Below are 18527 nucleotides of genomic sequence, written 5' to 3' on the forward strand. Positions count from 1 at the left end.
AGGAAGGGCCCCCTCTTAACGCCTCAGGTAGAGGAGGGGGCCCCTCTTAACACTTCACCGGACCGCGCGCCGGCCGCGGCTCACCGTCCGGGCCAGCCCGCGCAGGACGCGTACCCGCGCCGGCCAGCGCCTCGGTGCGGGCCGGGCCAGGCCGAGGCTGACCACAGCGGTGTCGAGGCTGTCCTCCACCAGCGCGTCGTGCAGCGGACGGAAGAACAGCGGCCAGCTCACCCGCGCGGACCCGTGTGCGGTCATCACCAGCCGGTGGCGCAGCAGACACCCGTCGCCGGTCCCGGGCAGCACCTCGAACTCGTGGTGGCCGCGGAAGCCGGCCGGGGCGAGGAACCGGAAGCGGACGTACGCGCCGGGCCGGTAGTCCTGCACGGTGTAGCGGACCGGCCCGTGGCCGCCGGTGGCGCCGATGCCCAGCGGCTGGTCCAGGCGCATGGCCGGCCAGCGCCGCAGCGGCCAGAGGCGGTCCTCCGGCCCGGCCAGCGAGTCGATCAGCGCCCCGGCCGCCGAAGCCGGCACCGGCAGGTGTCGTTCGTGGACGTTGCGTATCACCGGTCTCCTCCCCGGACGAACCGGGCCGGGCCGCCGCAGCGGACCGGCCCGGCCGGCACCGTCAGCGGCCGAGCAGGTCGTGCGCCGCGCGGATCTTCGCCGACGAGGCCGGCGGTGCCGGTGCGGCGGTCGTCCGCGCGGCGGCGGCCACGTCGGGCCGCCCCGGAGTGAACAGCCAGGTGGTGAACACCGCGTCGAGGTCCCGTCCGGAGATCCGCTCGGCGAGCGCCTGGAACTGCGCGACGGTGCCGTTGCCGTACTGCCGCTTGGCGGTCCAGGTCCGCAGGATGCGGAAGAACGCCGCGTCGCCGACGGCGAGCCGGATCTGGTGCAGCGCCATCGCGCCCCGGTCGTAGACGGCGTCGTCGAAGATCCGCCCGGCGCCCGGGTCGCCGGGGAGCACCTGCCAGAACTCGGAGTCGGCCGGGTAGCTGTCGTACGTGAAGTCGAACAGCTCCTGCGCGGTGCCCTCGCCCTGCTCCTCCGACCAGAGCCACTCGGCGTACGAGGCGAAGCCCTCGTTGAGCCAGATGTGCCGCCAGTCCGCCACCGCCACCGAGTCGCCGAACCACTGGTGGGCGTTCTCGTGCACCACCACGTACGGGTTGGCGCCGCGCCGCCAGAAGCCGGGGCCGTACACCGGGCGGGTCTGCGTCTCCAGCGCGAAGCCGATGCCGTCGACCGGCCCGGCCACGCCGCCCTGCGCCTCGAACGGGTACGGGCCGAACAGCCCGCTCTCCCAGTCGACGATCTCGGCGGTGCGTTCGATGCTGGCCCGCGCGGCGGGCAGGCGCTCGCCCAGCGTGGTGCTGTACGCGTTCACCACCGGCTGCCCGTTCGGCGCGACGTCGGTGACGATCTCGTACTGCCCGATGGCCAGGAACGCCTGGTACGTGGCACCGGGCTTGACGCTGCGCCAGCTCCACCGGGTGCGGTTGCCGGCCTCGGGCAGCGGGTCGCGCGGCTGCACGCCGTTGCTGATCACCTCGACGCCGGTCGGCACCGACACCGAGATGTCCCAGGTGGCCTTGTCCTTCGGGTGGTCGTTGCTCGGGTACCACCACCAGGCCGACTCTGGCTCGTTGACGGCGAGCGCCCCGTCGGCGGTACGCGTCCACGCGGTGTAGCCCTGGACGGTGGTCTGCGACGGCACGCCCGCGTACGTCACCACGACGGTGAGCTGCTGGCCCTTCGTCAGCGGCCGGGCCGGGGTGATCACCAGCTCGTGGTCGCCGGCCCGGGTGAACCCGGCGACCCACCCGTTCACCCGCACCGACGCGACGTCGAGGACGAAGTCCAGGTCGAACCGGGACAGGTCCTTGGTAGCGGTGGCCAGGATCGTGGTAGTGCCGGTGAGCCGGTCGCCGGCCGGGTCGTAGCGCAGCCGGATGTCGTAGTGGCCGACGTCGTAGCCGCCGTTGCCGTAGTCGGGGAAGTAGCTGTCGCCCAGCCCGGGGCTGCCCGGCGTCGGGGTCGCCGCCGCGGGTTGCGGCCGGCCCCATCCGGTGGGGGCGGCCTGGGTGGGCGCACCGGTCACTGCGGTGCCGCTCGCGGTGAGGGTGAGGGCGGCGATCGCCGCCGTGAGTGCGCGTCGCACGGTGGACTCCCTCCGTCGGGTGTCGTCACCGCCAACCTAATCGACACATGTGAACCATCTGTCCCGTCGGGCCGATCTCGACTATTCAATTTCGGCAAATGTTTCGATAGCATTACCGACCAGTAACAGCACTGATCCCTCGGCCACGCGCGCGGTCAACGGGCTCCACCACCCTGCCCCGTGGAGGCTCTGTCATGTCCCGTCGCGTCCGTACCGCGCTCGCCGCCGTCCTGGCGGCCGTCCTCGGCGCCGTGCTCCTGCCCGGCGCCGCCCGGGCGGCCGCCGTCAACTACGTCGCCCTCGGTGACTCCTACTCCTCCGGAGTGGGCGCCGGCCCGTACGACCTGTCCACCTGCCTGCGCAGCCAGAAGTCGTACGCCCCGCTCTGGGCCGCCGCCCACTCGGTCACCAGCTTCAAGTTCCCGGCCTGCGGCGGCGCGGTCACCGCCGACGTGCTGAACAACCAGGTCGGCCAGCTCAGCAGCAGCACCACACTCGTCACCATCACCATCGGCGGCAACGACGCCGGCTTCGCCGACGTGATGACCAGTTGCCGATTCGGCAGCACGTCCAGTTGCGAGAGCGCGGTGAACGAGTCCAAGGCGTTCGCCACCGCGACGCTGCCGGCCCGCCTCGACGCCACGTACACCGCGATCCGCAACCGGGCCCCGAACGCCCGGCTGGTGGTGCTCGGCTACCCGCGGCTGTTCGAGACCGGCTCCTGCGGCCTGCTCGCCATGAGCAGCTACAAGCGCACCATCCTCAACCAGGCCGCCGACACGCTCAACGGCGTCATCTCCGGCCGGGCCGCCGCCGCCGGGGGCACCTTCGTCGACGCGCGGCCGTTCTTCGCCGGGCACGGCGTGTGCGCCGCCGACCCGTGGATCCGGGACGTCAGCGGCGTCATCGAGGCGTACCACCCGAACGCCAGCGGCTACCGCTACGGCTACCTGGCCGCGCTGACCGCCGCGATCGGCTGACCGGCACGGCGAAGCCCCGCCCGGCACAGGCGCCGGGCGGGGCTTCCGTCTGCGTACCCCTTGGGGTCAGCGGGCCGGGACCAGCTCCACCGCCGGCGCCAGGTCCGGCACCGCCGGCCCGATCCGCCGCCGCGGCCGGCGACGGCGGCCGGAGGGTACGGCGAGCGCGGCCAGTGCCGCGGCCACCGAGATGCCGGTGAGCAGCAGGAAGCCCGCCGTGAAACCGGCCTCCCGGGGCAGCCCGCTCGGCTGCGGATTCGCGGTGATCACGGCGCTGGCGAGCGCCGCGCCGATCGCGCCGCCGATGGTACGGATGTTGGCGTTCATGCCGGTCGCCGCGCCGGTCTGCCCGGCCGGCACGTTCGCCACGATCAGGTTGGCCATCGAGGCGAACGCCAGCCCGATGCCGAGGCCCACGAGGCCACCGGCGATCCCGACCTGCCAGCGGGTGTCGTGCGCGACGGTCAGCATGGCGGCGGCCGCCACGTTGAACACCGCGCCGGTGCTCAGCTGCGCCTTGGCGCTGAACCGGGACTGCAGTCGTCCGGCCAGCAGGCCGGCCACGAACATGCCGACGAGCATCGGCAGCATCAGCAGCCCGGCCTGGGTGACGCTGGCGCCGAAGCCGTAGCCGGCGCTGGTCGGGATCTGCGCGAACTGCGGCAGGAACGCGTAGACGGCGAACATCGAGGCACCGTAGAGCAACCCGACGAGGTTCGTGGTCCAGACCGCGGGCAGGCGCATCATCCGCAGGTCGATCAGCGGGTTCGCGGCGCGGGCCTCGGTCGCCAGCCAGGCGGCCGCGAGCACCGCGGCCAGCGCCAGCAGCCCGACCACCCGGCCGGAGCCCCAGCCCCACGCGGCGCCCTTGCTGACCGGCAGCAGCAGCGCCACCAGCCAGCCGGACAGGAGTACGGCGCTGAGCCAGTTGATCCGGCCCGGGGTGCGTACCGGCGAGCGCGGGACGAACCGGTGCGCGGCGAGCGCGGTCAGGCCGACCACCACCAGCGGGATCCAGAACAGCCACCGGTAGCCCAGCGTGGCCACGATCGGCCCGGCCAGCACCACGCCCAGCCCGCCGCCGACTGCCACGACCGCGGAGATCGAGGCCACCGCCGAGCTGACCCGGGCGGCCGGGAACTCGTCGCGGATGATGCCGAACGAGAGCGGGAAGACGGCGCCGCCGATGCCCTGCACCACGCGGGCGGCGATCAGTACGCCGATGCTGGGGGCGAGGGCCGCCAGCAGGCAGCCCAGCGCGAGCGCGGCGAGCGAGAAGACGAGCGTCTTCTCCTTGCCGACCATGTCGCCGACGCGGCCGATGATCGGCGTGAAGACGGACGCGGAGAGCAGGTACGCGGTGAGCACCCAGGTCACCGTGTTGGGCGAGGTGTGCAGGTCGTGCTGGATGGTGGGCAGCACCGGCGTGATCAGCGACTGGAGCATCGCGAAGAATCCGGTGCCGGCGGCCAGCACGAGGAAGGTGAGACGGCGCGAGCCGCGCCCTGATGAGCGGATCATGTGGGAGAACTCCCCGTTGTCGGTACGAGACTGGTGGCCGCTCGCGCGGTCGTGCGGCGGTGGCGGCCGGGTTGTGCCGGTGCTCAGCGGTCGGCGGGCATGGTGGGACCTCCCGGGTCCGTGTCGTGGCGCGAGGATCGCGTGGCCGGAGGGCGGCCGGAAGTCCGGAGTAAGCTATCCGGAGGGGTGGCTCCGGTCAGTAACCGGAGGCGTGCCTCCATTAACCTAGCGGAGGGGTGCCTCCGGTTGCAAGGCGGAAGGGGTGACGCGCCTCATGGCCGACGCCGACGTGCCCGGTGAGGTCTTCTCCCGCCGCCCGAAACGGGCCGACGCCCGCCGCAACTACGACGCGCTGATCGCCGCCGCCCGCGAGGTCTTCGGCGAGCACGGCGCGGGCGCGTCGCTGGAGGAGATCGCCCGCCGGGCCGGTGTGGGCATCGGCACGCTCTACCGCAACTTCCCGCAGCGGCGGGACCTGTTCGAGGCGGTCTACGTCGAGGAGGTGCGCGCGCTCAGCGTCTCCGCCGCCGACCTGGCCGACGAGCCGCCGTGGGACGCCCTGGTCGGCTGGCTGCACCGGTTCGTCGCCTACGTGGCCACCAAGCGGGCGCTGGCCGAGGAGCTGGTGCACGACTCCGAGGTGTTCCGCAGCTGCCGCACCGAGATCTACGCGACCGGTGAGCCGCTGCTGCGCCGCGCCCAGGAGGCCGGGGCGGCCCGGCCGGACGCCGGATTCGACGACGTGATCCGGCTGATCAGCGGGCTGGCCGCGTACCAGTTCCCGGACCCGGCCCAGCGCGACCGCGTGCTGGCCATCGCGCTGGACGGCCTGCGCCCACCAGCCGGTGCGGGATCGCCCCGGGTCTAGCCGAGGCCGAAGATGCCCGCTCGGAAGGTCCCATCGGGATGATCCCGCGTGGCGCAGGCCGCCGCTGGTGCGATCCGATAGCATCCTGAGTGTGACCGGACCGGTGAGCAAGAAGTCGTTCTCGCTGCCTGCGGATGTCGCGGAGCGTTTGGAACGCGAGCCGAACGCCAGCGCCTACGTCGTCGACGCCGTGCGGGCGCGGATGCGCGCCGAGGACCTCGATGCCGAGTTGGCCCGGCGCGGGATGACCGTTTCCGCGCAGGGGCGTGCACGTGCCCGGGCGCAGCGCGCGCAGGTGGAGCAGGAGTGGTCGCCCGGTCGCCGCCAGGCTCTGCGAGAGCGTTCGCGCCGGGCGGCACGGGAGATGGTCGGCGAGACCGACCGTCAGGCACCGGCGGCATGACCACTGAGGAACCGCCGGTCCGCCTGGTGCTGGACCGGTCGGCGTTGGTCGGCTACGTGGCCGGTTCGATGCATGTGGCCGAGCCGCTGCACGAGGTCGCGCACGACGGCGTGCGCTTCGGCGTGCCAGCGGTCGTCGTGGCCGAGGCCTTGGCGGTGATCGACGAACCGGGCGACCGCGCGGTGCTGCACCGGCTGTTGGCGCGTCCCGCCTGCGCTGTTCTGCCGACCTGGGGCGAGGACTGGCAGGAGTTGGCCTACTGGCGCAGGATCACCGGCCGGGTCGATCTCGCGGCGGCGGTGATGGCCGTTCTCGACCACGACGCTAGTGTGCTGACCAGCGAGGGTAAGGCATACGGCGACGGGGGAGACCTTCCCGTCATCGCCTTTCCCGGCTGACCGGAGGCGCCGGCCGGCGGCCCCTGAGCGAGAACCGCCGGCCGCTCGCAGTCCCGTCAGCGGTGCCCGTTGCCCGGCCGCCCCCACGGTCCGGTGATCGCGAACACGTACCCCGGCGACTGGATGTTGGCGAACAACGTCTTCCCGTCCGCGCTGAACGTCGGCCCGGTGAACTCGCTGTCGTTCAGTTCGTTGCGCGCCAGCGGGTACGCCTTGCCCTGCTCGCTGACGCCGACCAGGTGCGACACGCCCTCGCCGTCCTCGGCCAGGATCACCCCGCCGTACGGCGAGACGGTGATGTTGTCCGGCCCGTCGTAGTTGCCGTGGTCGGCCTCCGGGTCGGTGTTCACCCCGAAGATGGTCTTCAGCGTCACGGTCTGCCGGCGCGGGTCGTAGAACCACACCTGGCCGTCGTGCTCGTGCGCGCTGCCGTCGTCGAGCCGGGCGTAGCTGGCCACGAAGTACGCGCCGCCGTCGCCCCACCAGGCGCCCTCCAGCTTGCGGCTGCGGGTAACCTCGGCGTCGGTGAACTGCTTGCGGACCGACACGGTCCGGGCGTCGCGGTCGGGCACCTCGATCCACTCCACCCGGTAGCGGGTGCCCGGCGTGGTGGCCTCGGACAGGTCGGCCACGTGGTCGTCGCCGCGCAGGCAGCGCATCGCGGCGAGGCTGCCTGCGGTGCCGCCGTCGGGTCGCTGGGCGAGCGCCCGCAGCGCGCCCTTGCCGGCCCGGAAGCCGGGCGGCGGCGTCCACCGGAAGTACAGGCCGTTGGGCCCGCTCGCGTCCTCGGTCAGGTAGATCGAATGGGTGTACGGGTCGACAGCCACCGCCTCGTGGGAGTACCGCCCGAGGAACGTCAGCGGCACCGGGCCGGTGTTCGCGGAGCGGTCGTGCGGGTCGACCTCGAAGACGTACCCGTGATCCTTCAGATACCGCCCACCGGCCCGCTGCTCGGTTTCCTCGCAGGTCAGCCACGTGCCCCACGGGGTGATGCCACCGGCGCAGTTGTTGTGCGTGCCGGCCACGCTCACGTACTCGCGCAGCCGCCGCCCGTGCCGGTCCACCTCGATCGTGGTGGTGCCGCCGCGGGCGCCCGGGTCGTAGGTGAGGCCGGCCAGCGCCGGCACCGGGTACGGCTCGTCGCCGCCGATCTCGTGGTTGTTCACCAGCACCGAGCCGTGCGGGCCGCGGAAGCAGCCGGTGCCGTCGGCGTCGCTCGGGGTGGGCTGCCCGGACTCCAGCAGCGTCGCGCCGGCCTGCGCGACGACCGTGTACGAGAAGCCCGGCGGCAGCGCCAGCAGACCGGCCGGGTCCGGCACCAGGTCGCCGTAGCCGACGGCGGGGCGGCACGCGGGCCGGGCCGCGGCCGGTCCGGCGATCGCCTCCAGGCTGCCGGTCACCACGATGCCGAGTCCGCCGGCCGCGCCGCCGCGCAGCAAGGCCCGCCGGGAGAGAGGTGAGGAGGTCACGTCGTCGCCTTCCTGTGCGCACGATTGCCTGGGGGAAGGCAAGCGGGGCCGGGGGAACGGCAAGCGGCCGGGCCGCTCGCAGCCGGGTGAACAGCTGACGAATCCCGCGTGCCGAGCGCCTCGTGCCGGTGCGGCGCGGGTCCGTTAGGGTTCCCCTCGATCGCAAAACGTCGGAGGGCGGACGGTGGGCAGACTCGCTTCGGCGTACCGGCAGGCGGTCGATCGGCATCGACGGGCGGTGCGCCACTGGGAGGCGGCCCGGCGGCTGCTCGGCGCCGCCGGGCCGGCGCCGGTCGGCAGCCCGGAGCTGGTCGCGCGGCTGGCCCGCCTCGGCGGTGAGCTGGCCGCCGCGGTGCCCGGCACCGCCCGCGTCGCGACTCACCCCGTTCCGGTACGCCTCGGCGCGGCGACCACAGTCGACGGCGCGTTCCCGGTGCTCGTGCCGGTGGGGGCGGGCGCGCACCTGGCTATCGACGCGGACGCCCGCGACCCGCGCGTCGGCGAGCTGCTGCGGGCGGTGGTGGTACGGCTGCTGACCGCCGCACCGGCCGGCGCGATCCGGGTCGCCGGCATCGACCAGGCGGCCTTCGGCGCAGCGTTCCTGCCGCTGCGTCCGCTGCACGACGCCGGGGTGCTCGCCGCGACTGCGACCACCGAGGCGGAGACGACGGCGCTGCTCGAGCTGGCCGAGCGCCACGCGCGTACCGCCCAGCGATCCGCGCCGGAGGACCGCGAGCTGCTGGTGGTGGTCGCCGCGTCCGCGCCCCCGCCCCGGGAGCTGGCCCGGCTCGCCGCGCTCACCCACGCCGGCCCGGCCGCTGCGGTCTGCGTGCTGCTGGCCGGCCACCCGCCCGCCGGGCCGTCCGCCGCGCCGCCGCTGGGCGCCACCACCCAGCTGCGCCTCACCGAGCGGTACACGCTCGTCGGGGACCCGCCCGGCCGTCCGTTCAGCGCCGACGGCAGCGGGCTGGCCGCACCGGTGGTCCTCGACGGCGACCCCTCGCACGCCACGGTGACCGCGCTGGCCCGCCGGTACGCCGAGACCGCCGGTCAGGACGGCGTCACGTTCGCCGACCTGCTGCCCGCGCAGCGGTGGGCCGGGTCCGCCGCCTCCGGGCTGCGTACCGTGCTCGGCCGGGCCGGACGCCGGCCGCTGAGCGTGGCGTTCGACGACGCCACCCCGCACTGGCTGGTCGGCGGGCGGACCGGCGCCGGCAAGACGGTCCTGCTGCTCGACGTGCTCTACGGGCTGGCGGCCCGCTACTCCCCGGCCGAGCTGAGGCTGATGCTGCTCGACTTCAAGGAGGGCGTCAGCTTCACCGAGTTCGTGCCCACCGACCGCGACCCCACCTGGCTGCCGCACGCCGACGCGGTCGGCATCGAGTCCGACCGCGAGTACGGCGTGGCGGTGCTGCGCGAGCTGCGCGCCGAACTGGGCCGCCGCGCCGACCTGCTGAAGCGGCACGGGGTCAGCCGGCTGGCGGACCTGCCGCCGAACGCCCGGCCGCCCCGGATCGTCACCGTCGTCGACGAGTTCCACGTGCTGTTCGCCGGCAACGACGCGCTGGCCCGGCAGGCCGTCGACCTGATCGAGGAGCTGGCCCGCAAGGGTCGCTCGTACGGCCTGCACCTGGTGCTGGCGAGCCAGAGCACCACCGGCATCGAGGCGCTCTACGGCCGGGCCGAGGCCATCTTCGGGCAGTTCCCGCTGCGGATCGCGCTACCCGGCGGCGACGCCGTGCTGGACCCGCGCAACGACGCCGCACGCGGGCTCACCGTCGGCACCGCCGTGGTGAACACCGGCGCGGGCGCGCCCGGCTCGGACGTGGAGGTGCGGTTCCCCGACGCGCACGCCGCCTCGGCCGACCTCGCCGCGCTGCGCCACGAGCTGCACGCGGCCCGTCCGGCCGGGTCGCGCCCGCCTGCCGTCTTCCGGGGACACGAGACGCCCCGGCTCACCGACGACAGCGCCTGGACCGCGCTGACACCCGGCGCCGACACGCCGTACGCACTCGTCGGCCGCGTGGTCGACGTGGCCGGCAGTCCGGCCGGGTTCGCGCTCGACGCCAGTCCGGGCCGGCACCTCGCCGTGGTCGGCACCGCCGCGGCCGGCGCGGACGTGCTCCGGTCGGCCGCCCTGTCGCTGGCCCGCCAGCACGCACCCGGCACCGCCCGGTTCCTGTTCGCCCCGCTGGCGCCGGGCACCACGGAGGCCGCCGACGACCTGGCCATGACGCTGGCCGCAGCCGGGCATCCGGTCCGGCGCCTCGACGCCGACGCGCTGCGCGCCCAGCTCGCCGAGGCCGCCGCCGGCGACAGCCCGGCGTCCGGGCGCACCTACCTGGTGGTGTTCGGCATGGACGCCGCCGCCACGACGCTGGCCGCCTCCGACCCGGCGACGTTCCGCTCCGGGTACGACGACCTGCGCGCCGTGCTGCGCCAGGGGCCCGCGCGCGGCACGCACGTGCTCGGCTGGTGGCGCGGGCTGCGCCGCCTCGCCGACGACCTCGGCGGCAGCGGGCACCGCGACGACGTGACCGGCCTGGTCGCGCTCAACGTTCCCGCCGCCGACCTGGGCCTGCACCTCGGCGTGCACGACCTCGCGTACGCGCCGCGCGACGGCCGCGCCCTCCTGGTCGACCGGCACGAGCACCGCACCGCGCTGATCGTGCCGTTCGCCGCCGGGGGAGATATCACGTGAGCGCGAGGAGTGAGCCGGGTTTGCGAGCCCCGCAGTCGCGAACGGAAGACGGCCCAGCATGAGCGGATTCGACGAGTACGCGGCGCTGCTGCGGGAGCTGTCGACCCGGCAGCGCGGCGGTGAGCGGGAGATCGCCGCCGAGGCGGAGCGCCGCCGCGGCCTCCAGTCCGCCGTCGACACGCTCGGGCAGCGCCTCGCCGCCCAGGGGCAGCACCTGGACCGGCTCGGGCAGGCGATCGGCGTGCCGATGACGTCGGTCCCGGCGGAGGCGCCGGCACCGGCGAGGGCGGCCGGCGGGGGAGCGCCGGGTTCCGCGCCCGGACCGGGGGACGGGGTGACCGGCGGCGCAGCCGACGCGCCGGGGCGGCCGGATGTCGGGGCGTACCCCTCGGGGGGTGTGCCGGCCCCGCGGGCGGGTGACCCGGCGGCGGAGCTGGCGGCGGCGGGGCGGCTCGCCGAGGAGGCCGACGGGTACGGGCAGCAGGCCGACGCGCTGGCCCGCACGCCGGTGCTGCTGCCCACCTGGTCGGCGCCGGCGCGGGCGGTGGTGGTGTACGCGGGCTGCGCGCTCGCGGGCTCGCTGCTGATGCTGATCGCGATTGTGGGTTCGTCGCTGCCGGTGACCGGGCTGGACCTGGTGGCGGCGCTGTCCTGCGCGGGGGTGCCGCTGCTGTCCTTCGTGGCCGGTCAGGTGGTGCTGGCCCGCTGGGGCCGCCCGGTGGTGGAGGGCGACGCCCCGCCGGCCGGCCGGTACGTGCCGCTCGGTTTCGTGATCTGCGCGCTGGTCTCCCCGTCCTTCTTCTGCCTCTACCTCCTCCTGTTCCGCCTCCTGCGCTGACGCCCTGCCCGCCCGCCCCGCCCTCACCCCACCCGCCCGCTCCGTCGATCATGGAGTTTCGGCCCCTGCGGTGCGGTATTTGTGGCTTTCGGGCGGGCGGAAAGTACAAGATCGCGAGGACGGTGGGGCGGGGTGGGGCGGTAGGCTCGCGGGGTCGGTGAGCTGGGGAGGGCGTGTGAGCGCGGCGGAGATCATCGCGAGGCTGGCGGCGGCGGCTCAGAAGCTCGACGAGGCCAAGGCGCGCACCGCGGCGGCGGCGCAGGACGCGGCCGAGGCGCGGGCGCTGGTGGCGGGCGCGCTGGAGGGGGCCACGGCAGGGCCGCTGATCGGGGTCATCGACTCGTACCGGCAGGCGCTGGCGCAGGCCGCGCAGGGCGGGGAGCCGGCCCGGCAGCACGTACGGGAGACCATCGCGAAGGTCCAGGCGCTGGGCAACTGAGCCCGGTCCGGCATGCCGGTTTGCGCGCAGGGCGCGACAAGGGTTACCGCCGCGTAACTTTTCATTGACGTGTGTGAAATCGGACACGCATCATCGTGTCCACGATCGATCGGATCCCACCCGTCCCCCCGGGCCCGCCCGGGTGCCTCCCCCCGGAGGTGCAGCCCATGCTGCTCCGAACGATCCTGGCCGCCACCACCGTCGCCGCCACCGTCCTGCTCGTCCCGGCCGCCGCCCAGGCCGCCGCCGAACCCGCCGCGCCGCCGGCCACGGCCACCGTCGCCACCGCCGCGCAACGGGCCGCCGCCGCGGCCGCCGACCCGGTGATCGTGGTCGGTGGCCTGAGTGGAATCTCCATCGCGTACGAGCCGATCGCCGCCCGGCTGCGCGCCGACGGCTACCGCGTCTCGATCTTCCAGTTGCCGAACCTCGGTCTCGGCGACATCCGCGAGTCCGCCCGCGCGTTGTCGTCCTACGTGGACGGGGTGCGCGCCACCACCGGAGCGGCCCGGGTCGACCTGGTCGGCCACTCGGAGGGCGGCCTGGTCAGCCGCTGGTACGTCAAGTACCTCGGCGGCGCGGCGACCGTCGACCAGTACGTCAGCCTGGGCAGCCCGCAGTACGGCACCTACGTCGCGAACCTGGTCGCCGTCCTCGGGCTCGGCAGCTGCGCCGGGGTGATCGCCTGCCAGCAGATGACCATCGGGTCGAGCTTCCTCGCCGACCTCAACGCCGGGGACGACACCCCCGGCCCGGTGCGCTGGGCCACCGTACGCACCTGGCAGGACGAACTGGTCCGGCCGGTGGACAACGCCGTGCTCGCCGACGGCGCCACGAACATCCTGGTGCAGGCGTGGTGCCCGCTGCGGGTCGTCGGCCACCTCGGGCTGGTGCTGGACGGCACCACGTACACGGCGGTGCGTCAGGTGCTCTCCGGCGCCGCGATCCAGCCGAACTGCTTCGCGGTCTGAGCCACCCGCCCGGGCCCGCCGCCGCGCGGGCCGGGCACGTCCGGCCGGGCCGTCGCGCGTGCCGTCGGTCAGTCCGCGTCCCGCCCCGTGATCACGTCGGCGGCCCGCCAGGCCAGCCCGGTCACCGGGGCGCTGGTCCAGCCCGCCACCATCACCGGCAGCACCGACGCGTCGACCACCCGCAGCCCGTCCACGCCGCGTACCCGCAACAGTGGATCGACCACGTGCTCGTCGCCGGTGCCCATCGCGCAGGTGCCGATGGCGTGGTAGCCGCAGTAGCCGCGCGCCACCGCCGCCTCGACGATCTCCGCGTCGGTAGTGGTCGCCGTACCGGGCACCGTCTCGCCCTGGATGCGCTTCGCGATCGGGCCGGTGCCGAAGAACTCCCGCATCCGGCGGAACAGGTCCACCGCCACCCGCCGGTCGTGCGCGGTGGTCAGATAGTTCGCCACGACGGCCGGCGGCGTACGCGGGTCCGCGTCGGTGATCGCCAGACTGCCCTCGCTGTCCGGCCGGCTGACGGTGCCCAGGCACATCAGGCCCGGCTCCCGTTCCAGTTCGAGGGCCTTGCCGGGCCGCGGTGGCGCGGCGGAGAACGGCGCCATCAGCAGGTGCGCGTCCGGGCGGTCCAGGTCCGGCCGGGACTTGATGTGCGCCGCGACGTCCAGCACCGGCAGGGCGAGCGGGCCGCCCCGGGTGAGCAGCCAGCGCAGCGCCGCCCGGGCCTGCCCGAGCGGGCTGCCGATGGTCATGTTGTGGCCGCCGGGTTCGGTGAGGCGGTACTGCAGGACTATCGACCGGTGCTCGCGCAGCCCGGCGCCGACCCGGGGCCGGTCGAGCAGCACCGGCACCCCGGCGGCCCGCAGCGTGTCCGCCGGCCCGATGCCGGAGACCTGCAACAGGTGCGGGGTGGCCAGGGCGCCCGCGGCGAGGATCACCTCACCCGCTGCCCGGTACGTGGTCTCCCGGCCGCCGTGCGCCACCCGTACCCCGGTGGCCCGGCCGCCCTCGACGAGCACCCGCAGGACGACGGCGCCGACCTCGACGGTCAGGTTGGGCCGGCGCCGGACCGGGTGCAGGAACGCGTCCGCGGCGCTGACCCGGCGTCCGGCGTGGATGGTGGCGGTGGGGTAGCCGATCCGCTCGTCGTCGTGGGCGTCCAGGTCGTCGGCGCGGCGCCAGCCCAGCTCGGCGCCGGTGGCCACCATCTCCTCGGCGAGCGGGTCGGTGCCGGTGGCGATGGACAGCCGCACCGGGCCGCCGGTGCCCCGGTGCGGTGCGGGGCCGAGCGGGTGGTCCTCCAGCCGCGGGAACACCCGGCCCATGACCGACCAGCCCCAGCCGAGCGGCTCCAGGGCGTCCCAGTCGTGCGCCGCGCCGCGGCTCCAGATCATGCCGTTGACCGAGGTGGAGCCGCCGATCATCCGTCCGCGCTGCCAGATCTCCTGGCGGCCCGGCCCGGTGGTGGCCGGGTAGTGCCAGGCGGTGCGCTCGTCGTCCATCAGCCGGGAGAACGCCTTCGGCACCCGCACGTACGGGCTGCGGTCCCAGCCGCCCGCCTCCAGCAGCAGCACCCGGGTGCCCGGATCCTCGGTGAGCCGGTTCGCCAGCACGCAGCCCGCCGCGCCGGCTCCCACGATGACGTAGTCGAACTCCTCCACAGGGGACCCCCACTCGTGAGAATCCCTCTGACCGTAGTTGCCCGGTCACCGTCTGCGAAAGGGGCCGGTCGGGGGAGGTGCGGTGGCCGGGTCAGGCGGCCTCGGCCAGCGCCTCGAACTCGGCGTCGGTCAGCTCCACCTCGGCCGCCGCCACGTTCTCCTCCAGGTGCGCCACCGACGACGTGCCCGGGATCGGCAGCATCACCGCCGACCGGCGCAGCAGCCAGGCCAGCGCGAGCTGCGCCGGGGCGGCGCCGTGCCCGGTCGCGATCGCGTCGAGTGGTCCGCCGGGGCGGGCCAGGTTGCCGGTGGCGATCGGGAACCACGGGATGAACGCCAGGTCGTGGCGCTCGCAGTGCTCCAGCACGTCCTCCGCGCTGCGGTCGGCCAGGTTGTAGAGGTTCTGCACGGACACGATCGGCGCGATCGCCCGGGCCGCCTCGATCTCCTCGACGCCGACCTGGGACAGCCCGATGTGCCGGATCTTGCCCTCCTGGCGCAGCAGCGCCAGCTCGCCGAGCTGGTCGGCCAGCGGCACCTTCGCGTCGATGCGGTGCAGCTGGTAGAGGGGGATGCAGTCCAGGCCCAGGTGGCGCAGGCTCAGCTCGCACTGCTGGCGCAGGTACTCCGGGCGCCCCACCGGCCGCCAGTCGTCCGGGCCGGCGCGGGTCAGCCCGGCCTTCGTCGCGATGACCAGATCGTCGGCGTACGGGTGCAGCGCCTCGCGGATCAGCAGCTCACTGACGAACGGCCCGTACGAGTCGGCGGTGTCGATGAACGTGACGCCCAGCTCGTACGCGCGGCGCAGCACCCGTACCGCCTCGGCCGGATGCTTCGGGTCACCCCACACGCCCGGCCCGGTGAGCTGCATCGCCCCGTAGCCGAGGCGGTCGACCGGCAGGTCGCCACCGATCCGGTAGCTGCCCGACGCCTTGGCGGGCTGGGTGCTGGCGGCCATTCGCGGTCCTCCCGGGCTCGTACGCGGTCGCGGGCCGTCGCACGCCCGGACGCGGGAGCTTTCCCCGAATCGGACCGGCGAAGCCTCCCGACGACCAGCCGGGCAGTTGCGGCGAGCAGCCTCGGCACACCGGCCCGCCGTGGGAGGCTGGGCGGAACGGTGCTCAGGAGGTGCGCATGGCCGCGACGCCACAGCTCGACTTCGCGCTGGACACGTACGAGTGCATCGTGCTCTACCCGGGGCCCTCGGGGCGGGCCCTGCCGGACGAGACGGTGCAGCGGCTGCAGGCCGAGCACCTCCAGCACATGCGGGCGCTGCAACGGCGCGGCATCGTGCTCGTGGACGGATCCGTCGACGGCCCGGCGCGGGAACCCGACCCGCCGATCGGTTTCGGTCTGGCCCGCACCGGCTCGGTGGACGACGTCCGCAGCGTCATGGAGGCCGACCCGGCGGTGCAGGCCGGGCTGTACCGGGTCGAGGTGCTCACCTTCCTCTGCCCGGCCGGCTCGCTGGAGTTCCCGCTGGTCAAGACGGAGAGCTGAGGCGCGGCTCGCGCCCCTCCGGCGGCACCACCCGCTGTCGCGTACCCGCCCACCGCCCACCGTCGACCGGCAGTGGGCGGCGGCGCTACCGTGCCCCCGGCCGGCCTCTGGCGGGGAGCGGTACGATTTCTCACCGCGCGGTCGCCGATGCCCGCCACACGACGTCGCGGTGCGGTACGCCTACCGCCCGCCCACGCGGTTGACGCGCGTCGTTGGACAACTGTTCCGCAGCTCGCAAGGGGTCGGCCGGGAGGCCGATCCGGAAGAGAGACTAGCCTGATGGGCGTGACACGCCGCGCGAAGATCGTCTGCACTCTCGGCCCCGCCACCGCGTCCCCGGAGCGTATCCGCGGGCTCGTCGAAGCCGGCATGAACGTGGCGAGGCTCAACTTCAGCCACGGCAGTCACGCCGACCACGAGTCGGTCTACCGGCTGGTCCGGGAAGCGGCCGAGGCGGCCGGCAAGCCGGTCGCCGTGCTCGCCGACCTCCAGGGCCCCAAGATCCGTCTCGGCCGGTTCGCCGACGGCCCGCACGAGTGGCGTACCGGCGACTCCGTCGTGATCACCGGTGACGACGTCGTCGGCACCAAGGAGCGGGTCTCCTGCACCTACCGCAAGCTGCCCCAGGAGGTGAAGCCGGGCGACCGGCTGCTGATCGACGACGGCCGCGTCGCGGTCGAGGTCAGCGACGTCACCGGTAACGACATCCGGTGCCTGGTCACCGAGGGTGGCCCGGTCTCCAACAACAAGGGCGTCTCGCTGCCGAACGTCGCGGTGAGCGTCCCGGCCCTGTCCGACAAGGATGCCGAGGACCTGCGCTTCGCCCTCGGCCTCGGCGTCGACCTGGTCGCGCTGTCGTTCGTCCGGTCGCCGGAGGACATCAAGCTCGTCCACTCGATCATGGACGAGGAGGGTGTGCGCCGCCCGGTCCTGGCCAAGGTCGAGAAGCCGGAGGCGGTCGACCACCTGGAGGCGATCGTGCTCTCCTTCGACGGCGTCATGGTCGCCCGCGGCGACCTCGGCGTCGAACTGCCGCTGGACCAGGTGCCGCTGGTGCAGAAGCGCGCCGTGCAGCTGTGCCGGGAGAACGCCAAGCCGGTCATCGTGGCCACCCAGATGCTCGACTCGATGATCGAGAACTCCCGTCCGACCCGCGCCGAGGCGTCCGACGTGGCCAACGCGGTGCTCGACGGCGCCGACGCGGTGATGCTCTCCGGCGAGACCAGCGTCGGCAAGTACCCGGTCCTCACCGTCAGCACCATGGCGAAGATCATCACCACCACCGAGGCCGGCTCGATCGCCGTCCCCCGGCTGCAGCACGACCCGCGTACGCACGGCGGCGCGCTCACCGTCGCCGCCTCGTCGATCGCCCGGGCCATCGGCGCCAAGGCCATGGTCGCGTTCTCGCAGACCGGTGACACCGTCAAGCGCCTGGCCCGGCTGCACTGCGACCTGCCGCTGCTGGCGTTCACGCCGGTGCCGGAGGTGCGCAACCAGCTCGCGCTGTCCTGGGGCGTGGAGACGTTCCTGATGCCGTTCGTCCAGCACACCGACGACATGTTCCGCCAGGTCGACCAGGCGCTGCTCGGCCTCAACCGGGCCAACCCGGGCGACTACGTGGTGATCGTGGCGGGCAGCCCGCCCGGCACCCCCGGCTCCACCAACACGCTGCGCGTGCACCAGCTGGGCTCGCTGGTCGACGCTGCCTCGGCACGAGCCCTCCAATGAGTGTGGCGACCGGGCAGGCGGCGGTCGACCAGCTGCTGGAGGTGCTCGACCTCGCCCGTACCGGGGAGATGACCTTCCGGGGGATGAGCCCGCCGGTGGGCCCGCAGCGGGTCTACGGCGGCCAGGTCGCCGGTCAGGCCCTGGTCGCGGCCGGCCGCACCGTCGACGCGGAGCGGGCCGTGCACTCCCTGCACGGCTACTTCGTGCGCCCCGGCGACCCGGCCGAGCCGATCGAGTACCAGGTGGAGAACGTCCGCGACGGCCGCTCCTTCTCGGTACGCCGCTCGGTGGCGCTGCAGCACGACAAGCCGATCTTCTTCATGTCGGCGTCGTTTCAGCGCCAGGAGGAGGGGCTGGACCACCACGCCCCGCTCCCGCCGGACGTACCCCGCCCGGACGACGTGCCGACCATGACCGACCGGCTCTCCCGCTACCCGGAGCGCCTCGGCATCTGGGGGATGATCCCGCGCCCGATCGACGTGCGGTACGTCGGCGAGCCCGGCTGGGTGCGTCCCGGTGACCGCCCGGCCGAACCGCACCAGCGGGTGTGGATGCGCCTTGACGGCAAGCTGCCGGACGATCCGCTGCTGCACGCGTGCGCCCTCACGTACGCCTCCGACCTGACGCTGCTGGACTCGGTGCTGTCGGTGCACGGCGAGGTGTGGGGGCCGGGCGGCGTGGTCGGCGCGAGCCTCGACCACGCCCTGTGGTTCCACAGGTCGTTCCGTGCCGACGAGTGGTTCCTGTACGACTGCTGGAGCCCGTCGGCATCGGGTGCCCGTGGCCTGGCCACCGGCCGGATGTTCACCACCGACGGACGGCACATCGCCAGCGCCGTCCAGGAGGGGCTGCTGCGGCGCGTCGGCGGCTGACCGTCCGGCCGGTGATC

General features: G+C 74.2%; 17 protein-coding genes. 11 read left to right on the plus strand and 6 right to left on the minus strand.

What is annotated here, in order from left to right:
* Window positions 1-54 precede the first annotated feature (54 nt).
* Window positions 55-564, minus strand: coding sequence for a hypothetical protein (locus O7604_RS18440; protein ID WP_281577211.1), 510 nt, complete (start codon window positions 562-564; stop codon window positions 55-57).
* Window positions 565-625: 61 nt separating this feature from the next.
* Window positions 626-2161 carry a M1 family metallopeptidase gene (locus O7604_RS18445; protein ID WP_281577212.1) on the minus strand — a complete coding sequence of 512 codons (1536 nt, stop codon included), beginning with the start codon at window positions 2159-2161 and terminating at the stop codon, window positions 626-628.
* 194 nt (window positions 2162-2355) lie between these two features.
* On the opposite strand from O7604_RS18445, the gene O7604_RS18450 reads away from it, so the two are divergent.
* Window positions 2356-3141 carry an SGNH/GDSL hydrolase family protein gene (locus O7604_RS18450; RefSeq protein ID WP_281577213.1) on the plus strand — a complete coding sequence of 262 codons (786 nt, stop codon included), beginning with the start codon at window positions 2356-2358 and terminating at the stop codon, window positions 3139-3141.
* Window positions 3142-3207: 66 nt separating this feature from the next.
* Here the strand turns inward: O7604_RS18450 and O7604_RS18455 are convergent, their stop codons facing one another.
* Window positions 3208-4662, minus strand: a complete 1455-nt coding sequence (locus O7604_RS18455; RefSeq protein WP_281577214.1) for an MFS transporter — start codon at window positions 4660-4662, stop codon at window positions 3208-3210.
* A 262-nt stretch (window positions 4663-4924) separates the two neighbouring features.
* Here O7604_RS18455 and O7604_RS18460 point away from each other — a divergent pair, with 262 nt between their 5' ends.
* The 3 genes from O7604_RS18460 (at window position 4925) to O7604_RS18470 (ending at window position 6331) form a co-directional block, all read left to right on the plus strand.
* A complete protein-coding gene (locus O7604_RS18460) occupies window positions 4925-5530 on the plus strand; it encodes a TetR/AcrR family transcriptional regulator (RefSeq protein WP_269704948.1) in 606 nt (201 codons plus the stop codon).
* A 91-nt stretch (window positions 5531-5621) separates the two neighbouring features.
* Entirely contained in the window at window positions 5622-5933 is a 312-nt protein-coding gene (locus O7604_RS18465) for a hypothetical protein (protein ID WP_269704949.1), read from the plus strand.
* A complete protein-coding gene (locus tag O7604_RS18470; RefSeq protein ID WP_269704950.1) occupies window positions 5930-6331 on the plus strand; it encodes a hypothetical protein in 402 nt (133 codons plus the stop codon). Before O7604_RS18465 ends, O7604_RS18470 begins: the two co-directional genes overlap by 4 nt.
* 56 nt (window positions 6332-6387) lie before the next feature.
* On the opposite strand, the gene O7604_RS18475 is transcribed toward O7604_RS18470, so the two are convergent.
* The gene (locus O7604_RS18475; protein WP_281577215.1) at window positions 6388-7800 is read right to left on the minus strand and encodes an alkaline phosphatase PhoX; all 1413 of its coding nucleotides are present in this window, start codon (window positions 7798-7800) and stop codon (window positions 6388-6390) included.
* 184 nt (window positions 7801-7984) lie between these two features.
* On the opposite strand from O7604_RS18475, the gene O7604_RS18480 reads away from it, so the two are divergent.
* The 4 genes from O7604_RS18480 (at window position 7985) to O7604_RS18495 (ending at window position 12749) form a co-directional block, all read left to right on the plus strand.
* Window positions 7985-10501 carry an FtsK/SpoIIIE domain-containing protein gene (locus O7604_RS18480; protein ID WP_281577216.1) on the plus strand — a complete coding sequence of 839 codons (2517 nt, stop codon included), beginning with the start codon at window positions 7985-7987 and terminating at the stop codon, window positions 10499-10501.
* 58 nt (window positions 10502-10559) lie between these two features.
* Window positions 10560-11339 (plus strand): hypothetical protein, encoded by a 780-nt coding sequence (locus O7604_RS18485; RefSeq protein ID WP_281577217.1) that lies wholly within the window; start codon window positions 10560-10562, stop codon window positions 11337-11339.
* 175 nt (window positions 11340-11514) lie between these two features.
* Entirely contained in the window at window positions 11515-11778 is a 264-nt protein-coding gene (locus O7604_RS18490) for a DUF6244 family protein (RefSeq protein WP_269704954.1), read from the plus strand.
* A 167-nt stretch (window positions 11779-11945) separates the two neighbouring features.
* Complete coding sequence (locus O7604_RS18495) at window positions 11946-12749, plus strand: alpha/beta fold hydrolase (protein ID WP_269704955.1); 804 nt, start codon at window positions 11946-11948, stop codon at window positions 12747-12749.
* Between the two features lie 68 nt (window positions 12750-12817).
* Here the strand turns inward: O7604_RS18495 and O7604_RS18500 are convergent, their stop codons facing one another.
* Window positions 12818-14410 carry a GMC family oxidoreductase N-terminal domain-containing protein gene (locus O7604_RS18500; protein ID WP_269704956.1) on the minus strand — a complete coding sequence of 531 codons (1593 nt, stop codon included), beginning with the start codon at window positions 14408-14410 and terminating at the stop codon, window positions 12818-12820.
* A gap of 91 nt (window positions 14411-14501) precedes the next feature.
* Complete coding sequence (locus tag O7604_RS18505; protein ID WP_281577218.1) at window positions 14502-15368, minus strand: aldo/keto reductase; 867 nt, start codon at window positions 15366-15368, stop codon at window positions 14502-14504.
* Between the two features lie 176 nt (window positions 15369-15544).
* Between O7604_RS18505 and O7604_RS18510 the strand changes: the two genes are divergently transcribed.
* The 3 genes from O7604_RS18510 (at window position 15545) to O7604_RS18520 (ending at window position 18510) form a co-directional block, all read left to right on the plus strand.
* Window positions 15545-15910 (plus strand): YciI family protein, encoded by a 366-nt coding sequence (locus O7604_RS18510; RefSeq protein WP_269704958.1) that lies wholly within the window; start codon window positions 15545-15547, stop codon window positions 15908-15910.
* Window positions 15911-16189: 279 nt separating this feature from the next.
* The gene (pyk, locus tag O7604_RS18515; protein ID WP_269704959.1) at window positions 16190-17638 is read left to right on the plus strand and encodes a pyruvate kinase; all 1449 of its coding nucleotides are present in this window, start codon (window positions 16190-16192) and stop codon (window positions 17636-17638) included.
* Entirely contained in the window at window positions 17635-18510 is an 876-nt protein-coding gene (locus O7604_RS18520; RefSeq protein WP_269704960.1) for an acyl-CoA thioesterase II, read from the plus strand. Before pyk ends, O7604_RS18520 begins: the two co-directional genes overlap by 4 nt.
* The last annotated feature ends 17 nt before the right edge of the window (window positions 18511-18527 follow it).

The organism is Micromonospora sp. WMMA1947 (genome assembly GCF_027497355.1).
In the GTDB taxonomy this organism is placed as follows: domain Bacteria; phylum Actinomycetota; class Actinomycetes; order Mycobacteriales; family Micromonosporaceae; genus Micromonospora.

Excerpts from the sequence above, each read along its gene's own strand:
- O7604_RS18450 (WP_281577213.1), top strand. The coding sequence starts at position 2,356 with ATGTCCCGTCGCGTCCGTACCGCGCTCGCCGCCGTCCTGGCGGCCGTC.
- O7604_RS18455 (WP_281577214.1), bottom strand. The coding sequence starts at position 4,662 with ATGATCCGCTCATCAGGGCGCGGCTCGCGCCGTCTCACCTTCCTCGTG.
- O7604_RS18470 (WP_269704950.1), top strand. The coding sequence starts at position 5,930 with ATGACCACTGAGGAACCGCCGGTCCGCCTGGTGCTGGACCGGTCGGCG.
- O7604_RS18485 (WP_281577217.1), top strand. The coding sequence starts at position 10,560 with ATGAGCGGATTCGACGAGTACGCGGCGCTGCTGCGGGAGCTGTCGACC.
- O7604_RS18495 (WP_269704955.1), top strand. The coding sequence starts at position 11,946 with ATGCTGCTCCGAACGATCCTGGCCGCCACCACCGTCGCCGCCACCGTC.
- O7604_RS18505 (WP_281577218.1), bottom strand. The coding sequence starts at position 15,368 with ATGGCCGCCAGCACCCAGCCCGCCAAGGCGTCGGGCAGCTACCGGATC.
- O7604_RS18510 (WP_269704958.1), top strand. The coding sequence starts at position 15,545 with ATGGCCGCGACGCCACAGCTCGACTTCGCGCTGGACACGTACGAGTGC.
- pyk (WP_269704959.1), top strand. The coding sequence starts at position 16,190 with ATGGGCGTGACACGCCGCGCGAAGATCGTCTGCACTCTCGGCCCCGCC.
- O7604_RS18520 (WP_269704960.1), top strand. The coding sequence starts at position 17,635 with ATGAGTGTGGCGACCGGGCAGGCGGCGGTCGACCAGCTGCTGGAGGTG.